Genomic DNA, 12,316 nt, shown 5'->3' with positions numbered 1-12,316 from the left:
GTTAAAAAACTATCTTTACTGTTCAAAGCCGTCTCCCCTTGTATTAGGGCTTGTTGTAATCATATCGACAAATTTTTATAACACTTTAGAGCCGTTCCCTCGTCTCTTTTTAAAAAATTTGCCCTGAATGTTTTTCATTATTTAGGCTAAACCTAACGCATGCCAACGGTTTTCATGATCAATACGCACTAAAATCGCCGTCACACATAAGCAAACGATCATGCTTGCCCCACCATAACTCATTAGTGGTAGCGTTAATCCTTTCGTAGGCAATAGTCCTGAATTCACCCCCATATTGATTGCGGCTTGCAATCCCAGCCAAAACGTAATGCCATAAGCCGTATAAGCTGCAAATAATCGTTCCTGTACGTATGCGTTAAATCCAATTATTAAACCTCTAATTACAAGTATACTGTATAGTGCAATAACTAGCAGAATTCCAACCAATCCTAATTCTTCTGCCAAGACAGCAAAAAGAAAATCCGTATGCGCTTCAGGCAAGTAAAATAGTTTTTGAACACTATCTCCTAAACCTACTCCAAACCAACCCCCTCTTCCAAACGCGATCAAGGATTGAGTTAATTGATATCCAGTATTAAATTGATCTGCCCATGGATTCAGGAACGCCGTTAGGCGCGTCATCCGATAGGGTGATGAAATGGCAAGAAATGCCAGTGCTAACCCTACTAGAAATACTAGGCCGACATAATATCGTAACCGAACTCCTGTAAGAAATAACATGGCCATAGATGTACAAGTAATAACGACCGAGGCACCGAAATCGGGCTCTAATAAAAGCAAAACCGAAAAAACGGACAAGATTATCATAGGTTTGATAAATCCCATAATACTCTCTTCAACTTCCGATTTTTGTCGCACTAAATAGCCTGATAAATAAAAAATCATCGTCACTTTCGCGAGCTCAGATACTTGAACTCCAATGGGGCCTAACGACAACCACCGCCGGCTGCCATTTACCATGCGACCGATTCCAGGAATGAGAACCAAAATTAAGAGGATAAAACATCCCAGCAATAGAGGTATGCTTAGTTTTTCCCAAACGCGACTATCCGTTCGAAGAATAATAAATACCATAACTAAACCGAATGCCAGATAACATACTTGGCGAATAAGGTAATGGAAGGGTTGATGAAACGTTCTAGTCGAAATCATGACAGAACTGGAAGCCACCATCATCAATCCAATCATAACGAGGGCAGCCACAGCCAGAATTAGCCACTTATCGTAAAGCGCCAAAGGCTTATGGGTTGGTTGGCCGCGTTGATTCAAATGGCGGGGACGCATAATGCTCACAACGCATTAACCAAAGCCATAAAATCATCGCCACGATGATTAAAATCTCGAAACATATCAAAACTAGCACAGGCAGGAGATAATAAAACGACATCTCCAGGTTTGGCATGATATTTCGCTTTTTTAACCGCATCATCCATCGTGCCAGCGCGTACCACTTCCACTCGGTCAGGAATAATATCTTCAATCAGATCAGCATCTTGACCAATTAACACCACCGTTCGTACAAATTCTGCTATGGGTTGTGTTAAATCATTAAAATCTGCGCCTTTTCCTTGGCCTCCCGCAATTAAGACGATTTTACCCTGCATGGAACCTCCTATTCCAGAAATTGCAGATATCGTTGCACCAACATTGGTTGCTTTTGAATCATTAATCCAATCAACCTCATTTAAAGTTCGCACCCATTGACTACGATGCGGCAATCCAGCAAAACGTTCTAAGACATCCACTATCGATTGCTCATGAACCCCTGCTATATCAGCCAATGCTGAAGCAGCCAATGCGTTCATCCAGTTATGGACACCTCTGATCCGCATTTGATCCACAGCTATTAGTCGCTTTCGCCCTTTTGCAAGATAAACTTTATCCGCTTCACGAATAAGACCCCAATTATAATCACTATCAGGCGAATCACTACCAAAACTAATTATTTTTAAATTTGGATTATCCTGCACTTTAGGGTACGTGTTCTTATCATCGCGATTAAATAGGACCACCTCTGCCTGATTGTAAATGCGTTGTTTTGAATCCACATATGCCTGAAAGGTATGATGCCTGTCTAAATGATCCGGTGTGATGTTTAAAATGGTGGAGGCTAATGGCGCTAAGGAATGGGTTAAGTCCAGTTGAAAACTGGATAATTCGAGCACCCACAAGTCATAATGGACTCCGACATCTAAAATATCCAATACGGGCAAACCAATGTTGCCCGCTACAGCTACTGTGAGGCCCGATGCTTTTGTCATCTCGCCCACTAAAGTCGTTACAGTTGATTTACCATTGGTTCCCGTGATAGCAATTACTGGTTCTTTAATTTCACGAGCAAGGCAATCTATATCACCCAATATTGGAATGCCTTGTGCTTTTGCTTTTTGCAAGAAAGGGGCATCTAAGGGTACCCCCGGGCTACAAATAATCCCATTTAAACGCTCATACATCGATTCTGGGAGTTCTTCTAAGTACAAATCAACCCCAGGAAAGCCGACTTTAAACTCCGCAGCACCCGCTGGACTTTTACGGGTATCAAAAACTGCGAAAGGAACATGACGTCGTTGCAGATAACGGGCAATCGATAAACCCGTTTGACCTAACCCAACCACCAAATGAAGCGCTGAGTGCATAAACACCTACCGAAGCTTTAATGTGGCTAATCCACACAACACAAAAATAACAGTCATAATCCAAAACCGAACAATAACTTTTGGTTCTGACCACCCTTTTAGCTCAAAATGATGATGCAATGGCGCCATACGAAATATTCGTTTACCACCCGTATATTTAAAATAAGTCACCTGCAAAATAACCGAAAGTGTTTCTATTACAAATAGACCACCCATAATTAACAAGACTAGTTCTTGCCGGATGATAACGGCAACAATCCCAAGCGCTGCACCTAAGGAAAGCGATCCCACATCACCCATAAATACTTGAGCAGGATAGGTGTTGTACCATAAAAAGCCAAGTCCTGCGCCTACAATAGAAGAGCAAAAAATGGTCAACTCTCCCGTGTTTGGGACAAACGGAACAGCCAGATAATGGGCGTACACGGCATTACTGGCCACATAAGAAAATACGCCCAATGCACCGGAAACCATAACAATTGGCACAATCGCCAATCCATCTAAACCATCGGTCAAATTCACGGCATTGCTACTGCCTACAATCACAAAATAAGCCAATATGGGAAATAATGGCCCTAGTTCAATTAATAGATTTTTAAAAAAAGGGATTGTGAGTTGGGTATGGATAGGTGCACTGGCATTGAAATATAAAAACAATACCGCCACAACTGCAATCAATGACTGCCAGAAATATTTCCAACGTCCCGGCAATCCTTTGCTATTTTTTAAAACTAATTTGCGATAATCATCAACCCAGCCAATCACACCGAAACTCAAAGTCACCAACAACACTATCCATAAATTAGTTTGGCGAAGATCTCCCCAAAGCAAGGTGCTAATAGTAATGGCTAAAAGAATGAGGACGCCACCCATAGTGGGTGTTCCCGCTTTTGATAAATGGCTTTGAGGACCATCATCACGTACCATTTGTCCTATCTGCAAGCCTCTTAACCACCGTATAGTCCAGGGCCCACAAAATAAGCCAACCAGCAGTGCCGTCAGTGCGGCCAAAATAGACCGAAAGGTAATGTATTGAAACACTCTAAACGCATGATACTGTCCCTGCAGTAATTGCGTTATCCAATATAACATGTATATAACCTCTAATTATTATGCTTTCGTTGGCAGGGCCTACTTACAAATCACGCATTTTTATACAGCAATTAAACGATTTACAACCTGCTCCATCGCGCTCGAACGAGAACCTTTCACAAGAATCACTGTGGCACTATCTAGCGTTGGTAACAGACACTCAGTGAGCTCCTCATGGCTTGTAAAATGCCTCGCGTTTTCGCCAAATACTTTTGTTGTGTGTTGGCTATGGTGGCCAAAGGTATACAACGCATCAATTTTTAATTCTTTCGCGGCTTGCCCAACCAGCTGATGATGTTTTTTAGACCAATCGCCTAATTCTCCCATATCTCCAAATACAAAGATCCTCTTACCTTCATATTGAGACAACACATCCAACGCTTTAAGCGTGGATTGTAAATTAGCATTGTAAGTATCATCAATGATTAAAGCACTCTGCTTTCCGTTGTGATGCGTCATTCGACCTGAAACACCCTGAAACTGGTTTAATCCTGCTTTAATGTTAGATAACCCAATCCCCAGAGCATAAGCACATGCTGCAGCAGCTAACGCATTACTTACATTATGAAGTCCGGGTACTTGTAGTTGTATTGAAGCCTCGCCTTTTGGCGTCACCAAGATAAACTGAGCGCATTTATTACTTTGAAACGTGATGTCTTGGGCATAAACATCAACTGGCTTATGGAGTGAGAAATGAACGGTATTTTTATCGACTAATGAGGAGTCCCAAAAGTGTGCATATTCATCATCATCGTTAATGATTGCTGTCCCGCCAGCCGCTAAGCCTTGGTGAATTTCCCCTTTTGCCAAGGCTACTCCATCGATTGAACCAAATCCTTCGATATGTGCAGGTGCAATGTTGTTGATTAGGGTCACTTTAGGTTTCACAATGGATACCGTGTGAGCAATTTCGCCTGGGTGATTTGCTCCAAGTTCAAACACCGCATAACGATGGTCGGAATTTAACTGCAATACACTGAGTGGAACACCGATATGGTTGTTCAAGTTGCCTTTCGTTGCAAAGGCAGGCTGCGGCAAAATGGCAGCTATCATTTCCTTAACGCTCGTTTTACCATTACTTCCGGTTAAAGCAATAACGCCACAAGTAAATTTTGAGCGATGGTATCGAGCAATATCTGCTAGGGCCATCAAAGTATCTTGTACAACAAGCTGTGGAACGTTTACGAGTTCCGCTTTCCGCTGACAGACCACGGCTGCAGCACCTTGGGTGATGGCTTCTTTGATGAAATCATGGCCATCAAAACGCTCCCCTTTGATAGCAATAAATAAGCTTCCAGGGTTCACTTGCCGGCTATCAATACAAATCGCATTTAATTCAAAATTTTCCGTGCAGGCGGTATTTAGTACAGATGCAACCTCAGCTAACATCATCATATTTATCCCCTGTATCAAAACACATTACTTATAGGCTCATGCTCATCTTGCTGTATATTAAGACGTGCATAATAACGCTGCAAACGTTCATCATTTAAAGGACGTTGCTCATCATCTAATAATAAAGTATTTAAGTCTTCACTTAATTGTTTAGCCGTGTCTAACATGATTTCAAAGCGCTCTTGGTCAATCGTTGCGTTTCCACTGGCTTGCATAAAAAGACAAAGCCCGCGCACGCTGAAAGCACCAATGTTTTGTAAATCAAACACGCCCGTTGCGGTTGCAGCAGCTAGGCTACAAAGCACTGGACCTTGCCCATTAGGCTGTTGATGGCGATGAAATAAATGGCCTTCGCCAAATCTTAACCCAGCCGCCAAAATCGTCTGCAATAACTCATAACCAGCCAGTTGTCGATTTTCTTTTGCCAATAAAAAAAACATCAAAGACTCCGCATTAGGCTCAATAACGGGTTTATTCGGCTTTTTAGAGGACGTAATTTTGGGCTGTGGTGTTCGGGGTTTATCTTGGATTTCTTGGCTCGAAATTTTCCGAACGGCAATAATATCATCTTGCTCGTGAACGTATTCTGGTCCGATAGCGGGTTGACGCTTTTTCTCTTGGGCGTGTTTATGCCTGGCACGCATCATCTGACCGATGGCCATAAATACGCCTAACAATAATAAGATATTCACAATCAAACTCCAGTTTGCTTGCATTTTTAACTCCTATAATCCGTGTATTACCAGACGTCAATGCCTCTGGGTATAACTCAACGCCTCTTCTACATCAACCGCAACAATTCGTGACACTCCTGGCTCACGCATCGTAACGCCAATCAATTGATCTGCTAATTCCATTGTGACCTTATTATGCGTAATAAACAAAAACTGCACGCACGTCGACATCTCTTTAACTAAAGAACAAAAGCGTCGAACATTGGCGTCATCAAGCGGCGCATCTACCTCATCCAACATGCAAAACGGTGCTGGATTCAGGTGAAAAATAGCAAAAACAAGCGCAACGGCAGTCATGGCTTTCTCGCCTCCGGAAAGCATATGAATCGTGCTGTTTCGTTTACCCGGCGGTTGAGCTGTAACCATCACACCAGCTTCGAGTAGATTATCGCATGTAAGTTCTAACTTAGCACGTCCCCCACCAAAAAGTCTTGGGAAAAGCATTTGAAACGATTCATTGACGTGATCAAAGGTTGCTTTTAACCGGGTGGTGGTTTCATCATCCATTTTTGCAATTGCTTTTTCTAACGTATTGAGCGCTTCTGATAAATCTTGATACTGGTGGTCAAGATGTTGTTTTCGTTTCAACTCAGTTTGGTATTCTTCGATGGCCACCAGATTGATAGCTCCCAACCGTTTAATCTTTTCTTCGATTTCTTTTAGAACCCGTTCATGCTCTGTTCTCGAGGCGTCTTTAGGAATTGTCTCTCGAACCGTTTCAGGCTTTAATCCCAAATCGATTAAGGAATCGACATATCCTTCAGCACGAATACGCAATGCCTGCTCCTCAAGCTTTTGCTGTTGCAGAGCTTCTTCTGCAGCTATAGTTAGACTTTCTGCTTCTTTTGCAACCTGATTGATTATCACTATTTGCTGTCGTAAGGTATCTATCGTTTCTTGTCGATTTGATAAGGATGCCTCCAGCTCATTAAAGACATTTGTTTTTTCAAGAAGCGGTTTACGAACTTCTTCTTCTGGAATATTTAATTCTTTATACCGCAAAAGCAATTCCTGCTGCTTTTGTTTTAAAGAGTCAATGAGCTTCTCTTCACGCTGAATGGAAGATTTACATTGTTCAACTGATAACGCTTCGCGATCAGATTGCAATTGAGTCTGTCGTAACAATTGTTGTATGGCTTCTAATTGATGCTGATAGGCATCCAGTGAGGATTCAGCAAGTTTTCTTACTTCCAGTAATTTCTCTTCTTCTTCATCAAAATGACAGGATTCAAGTTCTCTATTCTTCGCTTTATCTTCTGCATGAACTGCTTCCTCAGTCAATGATTCAAGGGTTGTTGTCAGCGTTTCAATTTCTTCTTGTAAGATAGAATATCGTTTTTTACGTTGGACTAACGTGTTTAGTTTCTGGTCTTTAACCGCTTTTATTTGATGTAGATTATTTTGGGTATCAAAGACCAACGCTTTGAGTGACTCTACTTCATCGAAAATACAATTAAGCACTTCTTGTAGCTTCATTGTCTCTTGCTGAATTTGCAAGACCTCACCGTTTGCTTCAGTTTTCTTTTTTGAAAGCCGTGTCAGAACTTTTTGTCTAGTAAGAAAGCTGGCTTCATCCTTGGTTTGTTGAGGAGCAGTTTTTATCCATCCTCGTCCCATCCAAACCCCATCCATGGTGATCACCGATTGTCCTTCAGAGAGGAAAGTCAACCATTGCCGAGCCTCTGTCAGATTTTCTGCCGCAAAAATTTGCTGCAGTGAATAAATCCAACAGGGTATAGGGCCTTTCATTTTATCAATTAAGCGAGGATAGGAGGTAGGCATTGAGGATTTCTCTTCCCGAACAACAAACACCCCCGAATGAGTTGGTGTGGTATTTAAAGATGCTTCTTCCAGTGCATCGAGCATGATCCCATGAACGCTATCTCCAAGAACCACCTCAAGCGCAAACTGCCAGGGTTCTTCTACCAAAATCTCATCAATAACTCGAGTCTTGTCTTGCCATTCGGGTAGACTACACCATTCATTTTTCGCTTGAAACGCCGATTGTTGTGCTGCTAATAAGGATGCGTATTCCGTAGCAATTTGTTGCGCATTTATTTCAGCGTTGCGAAGTTGCTGTTCACGCTCTACCACTTTGGCTCGTAAACTGGTCGCTTGGTGTTGTGTATTCTCTAGCTTCCGTTGTGCTTCTTGCAGGTCTTCTGTAATAGACTGTTCTTTTTGGATTAATTCATTCACTTCAACTTCTAAGGGCTCTAAGTCCTGTTCATACAATTCTCGATTTAAGGCTTCGAGTCGAAGCAACGTATCTTGTTTACGTTCCGATAGATGCTTTAGCTGCAAGGAGGCGAGTTCAATCTCACGTAATGCATGATTTTTGCGAGTAAGAAACGATTGCCAAGCTTCCTGATTTTGGCTCACTTCGAATTGCAGACTTTTTAACTTAGAGACTTGATTAGTATAATCTGCGTGTAAGGTAGACAAACTTTGCTGTAATAACTCATAGGCATTGCTGCTTTTGGTTAACTGCGATTTATCGGATTGCAATCGTTTAAAAGTCTCATCTAAATCACGCTCGATTTCTCCCATCTCCTTAGCAATACGATTTTTCTCGGTGATCCTTTGCTGAATGGATTCCTCTAAGCGAGCGATTTCATTGCTGACTTGATAGTACTGTTGTTGAATCGCTTGAAGTTCCTGATTTCCCGTATGAAGAAAGTCCTGATGTTGGACCAATTCATTCTTGCAGGTGGCAAGCTTCGCCTTATGCTGCTCTACAACACGAGATGACTCGGCTATTTTGTTTCGTTGAGAAGCTAACGCTTGATTTAACTCAGTCCATTTTAAAGTCAGTATTTCAGATTTGTACCGTCGCTCTTCATTTTTTAACTGGGTATAACGTTCAGCTGCTTTTGCTTGACGCTCTAAACGAGCCAACTGTTTTCCTAGCTCTTCCCGAATATCCTGGACTCTATCAAGATTTTCGCGAGTATTGCTAATTCGTTGTAACGTCTCTCGCTTACGCTCTTTATATTTTGAAACCCCAGCGGCCTCTTCTAAATAGGTTTTGAGATCATCAGGACGCGCTTCAATAATCTTGGAAATCATATCCTGGCCAATGATGGCATAACCTCTCGCACCAGCCCCGGTTCCCAAAAAAAGGTCATTGATATCACGACGTCGACAGCGTGTTCCATTCAGAAAATACGTTGAATCCCCATCACGTGTTACTAATCGTTTAACGGCAACTTCCTGAAAAGAGACATACTGCCCACTGAGTTTGCCCAAACTATTATCAAATACCAATTCCACCGAAGCTTGACCTACTGGCTTACGATTCGAGGAGCCATTAAAAATTACATCAACCATCGACTCTCCACGAAGATTTTTCGCAGAGCTCTCACCCATTACCCAACGAACGGCGTCAATAATATTTGACTTTCCACATCCATTGGGACCAACTACGGCTACCAGCTGGCTGGGAAAAGGAATAACCGTCGGATCAACAAACGATTTAAAACCACTTAGTTTAAGTTGTTTAAGTCGCATGGATTTTGTCATCGAGAAAAGAAAAAAAAGATTGTATCAAAGCTCTTATCCTCATTGGAATTGAAGATTTTGGTTTTTTCACACGTTTCAATATCATGATTCTTGCTGTTTGATTTTTTGCAAAAGCTTTTCAATAAACTGCTGGCTTTGTTGATAGTCTTCCATTAATACCGCAAACTCTTCCTCAAGCTCTTCTAACTCTTTTTTTAGATTGCGTTCAATTCTTGTTTTCTTAACTTCTTTACGGACTAATTCAAGCTCTAGCTCCAACGCTTCAAGTGCTTTTTCGTGCTCAATCATTTCAGCTTTTAAATGGTTGATCTTCTGTTCTTTCTCTCGCTGAAAGATCGAAGTTAGAAATAGCACGAGTAAAATAACAATAAATATAGGAAAAACCCATAAGGGCCAGGCTTGGATAAAAAAGTAAAACCCAGGGTGAGAGCGCTGAATAGGAAGACCATACTCATCATACCCGCCCAAATAATGAGCAAATAAAAAGACTTCCCAGAAATAATAGGCAACGGCCATACCTATGACAACCACGGTTGTGATTGCAAGCATCGACTTGCTTATACCTGTCCTTTTTTTGGTCATTGGCAACTCAAATTGAGTGACTTACTTGCTAATTTAGTCTAAAACATTACAAAATAAAATAATATTCTCATTGAAAAACCAATTCCCGCTTATCTCGAGAGCTTAGCAATTTAGATACATAGCGCAAAGGAGGATGTGTGCTTCAAGATAATGAACTGAATGAATTAATGCAGTCTATTGCCAATAAGGGATTACAACTTCTTGGAAGCTTAAAAGAGCAACCCGAGCAGGTTCCTGAGTTTATTGATAAATTCATGGCTATGTTACAAGATTATCATGCTCTGCTGATGGCTCTTTCAAAAAATCCAGAAAAACTCTGGATGATGCAAATCGCTTATTGGCAAGACGCCGCCACGCTACTCACCGATCAACTCAATCGATGGTTAAAAGGAGAAGCGCTTCCCATCGAGGATAAACGGTTTCAGGGAGAGGAATGGGTTCAAAATCCTTTTTTTAATATATTAAGCCAACAATATCTATTAGCTAGCGAACATTTTAATTCCCTCTTAGAAAAAATTGATTTTGGTGATAAATATTTAGCAAGACGCGTTCGTTTTTTTGCACGTCAATTGATGGATGCCTTATCTCCCGATAATTTTATTCCGACTAATCCTCAGTTGATGGCTGAGACCTTGAGCAGCAATGGGAAGAATCTTTTGCGCGGGCTGAATAATTTTTTAAGTGATATTGAAGCCGGATCAGCGCGCCTTATCATGAAAATGACGGACATGAATGCGTTTAAAGTGGGTGGAAATGTCGCCGTAACGCCGGGTAAAGTTATCTATAGAAATGAATTAATCGAATTAATTCAATATACACCCACAACGCCTAAAGTTAAATCGGTACCTCTCTTAATGATTCCACCCTGGATTAATAAATATTATATTTTAGACTTAAGTCCTCACAACTCTTTGGTACGATGGTTAGTAGACCAGGGAATCACCGTCTTTATCATTTCTTGGGTTAACCCAGATAAGCGGCATGCAGAAAAGGGATTATTTGACTATATGAATGAAGGCCCTATGACTGCCATTGACGTAATTCAAAAACAAATGAACGTAAAACAAGTCAACGCATTAGGCTTTTGCATCGGAGGAACGTTGCTGGCTACTTTATTGGCTTACTATAAGGCGAAGTCTTTAAACCCAATACGCTCAGCAACTTTTTTGGCTTCTTTAATTGATTTCAGTGAACCTGGCGACATTTCTGTGTTCATTGATGAAGACCAAGTTCGTGCTCTGGAAAAGCGCATGAAAGAAACAGGGTATCTTGAGGGCCAGTTTATGGCAAATGCCTTTAATTCGTTGCGCGCATCGGATTTAATCTGGTCATTCTTTATTAAACATTATCTACAAGGTAAGACACCCGTTCCATTTGATATTTTATTCTGGAATGCCGATGCGACGAATATGCCTGCCAAAATGCACTCGCAATATCTACGTTGGATGTATTTACACAATAAATTGATTAAACCTGGAAAAATTAAGTTAAATAATACAGCACTCCATGTTACACAAATTGATATCCCAACTTTCTTTGTTTCGACTAAAAAAGATCATATTGCCCCATGGGAAACAACGTTTTTGGGCTATCAAGCAATTAAAGGAAGAAAAAAATTTCTTTTGGGGGGCTCTGGTCACATCGCTGGGATTATTATCCCTCCGGGTAGTGAAAAATATGGTTATTACACAAATCCTAATCCTGCAAAAAATGCTGAAGAATGGCTTGCTAATGCAGCGCATCATTCAGGCTCCTGGTGGCCAGAGTGGCTGCAATGGTTAAAAAAAGAATCTGGGCGATTAGTAAATGTCCAGGATATTCAAGCCCTGACTTTCAAGCCGATTACAGATGCCCCAGGCAAATACGTATTTAAAAAAGCAAGTGTGGCAATACCTGCGGAAGAAATCGTGTAAAAAAGCATAAAAAAACCCGCTAAAGCGGGTTTTGAACAGGATAATCGCTTATTTTTTAACAGCTTTTTCTGCTTTTTTAGCTTCTTCCAAAAAAGACAGCATGGCTTTTTCATAGATTTGAAATGATTGCTTCATATAGTCTAATGCTTTATGACCATTTTCAACTGCTAATTCAATTTGCTTTTCAAATAGTTGCTCTGGCTTTTTAACGTTAGTGATTTCCTCAGGCTTTAAATAAGAAAAGCTTTGTAAGGTTTTGATGTTTAGCTCAGCCATTTCTTTCAAAGGTTCTTGTACTTTTTTAGCAAGATTTGAAACGCGTTCAAAATATTCTTGATTCATGTTACTCTCCATTATGTTGCAGTGCACAATTTAATTGTAGTTTGATATATATAGTATTGTCAAATTTTTTTGTGCATCG

9 protein-coding genes are annotated in these 12,316 nt (G+C 40.9%); 1 reads left to right on the top strand and 8 read right to left on the bottom strand.

Going from position 1 to position 12,316, the window contains the following annotated elements; translation table 11 throughout:
* Positions 1 to 141: 141 nt before the first annotated feature.
* From ftsW to E1O41_RS05605, 7 genes are all read right to left on the bottom strand, one after another.
* On the bottom strand, positions 142 to 1,305 hold the full coding sequence (gene ftsW / locus E1O41_RS05635) for a putative lipid II flippase FtsW (RefSeq protein ID WP_131776453.1): 1,164 nt from the start codon (positions 1,303 to 1,305) through the stop codon (positions 142 to 144).
* Between the two features lie 5 nt (positions 1,306 to 1,310).
* The gene (gene murD, locus E1O41_RS05630; protein ID WP_131776347.1) at positions 1,311 to 2,657 is read right to left on the bottom strand and encodes a UDP-N-acetylmuramoyl-L-alanine--D-glutamate ligase; all 1,347 of its coding nucleotides are present in this window, start codon (positions 2,655 to 2,657) and stop codon (positions 1,311 to 1,313) included.
* Between the two features lie 6 nt (positions 2,658 to 2,663).
* Positions 2,664 to 3,749, bottom strand: coding sequence for a phospho-N-acetylmuramoyl-pentapeptide-transferase (gene mraY, locus E1O41_RS05625; protein ID WP_131776346.1), 1,086 nt, complete (start codon positions 3,747 to 3,749; stop codon positions 2,664 to 2,666).
* 60 nt (positions 3,750 to 3,809) lie between these two features.
* Complete coding sequence (locus E1O41_RS05620; protein WP_131776452.1) at positions 3,810 to 5,141, bottom strand: UDP-N-acetylmuramoyl-tripeptide--D-alanyl-D-alanine ligase; 1,332 nt, start codon at positions 5,139 to 5,141, stop codon at positions 3,810 to 3,812.
* 17 nt (positions 5,142 to 5,158) lie between these two features.
* A complete protein-coding gene (locus E1O41_RS05615) occupies positions 5,159 to 5,860 on the bottom strand; it encodes a cell division protein ZipA C-terminal FtsZ-binding domain-containing protein (protein ID WP_131776345.1) in 702 nt (233 codons plus the stop codon).
* Between the two features lie 33 nt (positions 5,861 to 5,893).
* Positions 5,894 to 9,388: a chromosome segregation protein SMC gene (smc, locus tag E1O41_RS05610; protein WP_165481121.1), complete on the bottom strand. Its 3,495-nt coding sequence runs from the start codon at positions 9,386 to 9,388 to the stop codon at positions 5,894 to 5,896.
* 93 nt (positions 9,389 to 9,481) lie between these two features.
* Positions 9,482 to 9,982 (bottom strand): hypothetical protein, encoded by a 501-nt coding sequence (locus E1O41_RS05605; RefSeq protein ID WP_131776343.1) that lies wholly within the window; start codon positions 9,980 to 9,982, stop codon positions 9,482 to 9,484.
* 137 nt (positions 9,983 to 10,119) lie between these two features.
* Between E1O41_RS05605 and E1O41_RS05600 the strand changes: the two genes are divergently transcribed.
* On the top strand, positions 10,120 to 11,895 hold the full coding sequence (locus tag E1O41_RS05600; protein WP_131776342.1) for a PHA/PHB synthase family protein: 1,776 nt from the start codon (positions 10,120 to 10,122) through the stop codon (positions 11,893 to 11,895).
* Positions 11,896 to 11,943: 48 nt separating this feature from the next.
* Here the strand turns inward: E1O41_RS05600 and E1O41_RS05595 are convergent, their stop codons facing one another.
* Positions 11,944 to 12,237 (bottom strand): phasin family protein, encoded by a 294-nt coding sequence (locus E1O41_RS05595; RefSeq protein ID WP_131776341.1) that lies wholly within the window; start codon positions 12,235 to 12,237, stop codon positions 11,944 to 11,946.
* Positions 12,238 to 12,316: the final 79 nt, after the last annotated feature.

Source organism: Legionella impletisoli (genome assembly GCF_900639875.1).
Classification (GTDB): domain Bacteria; phylum Pseudomonadota; class Gammaproteobacteria; order Legionellales; family Legionellaceae; genus Legionella_A; species Legionella_A impletisoli.
Note: the sequence above shows the minus strand (reverse complement) of the source record. Positions and strands in the feature narration are given on the sequence as shown.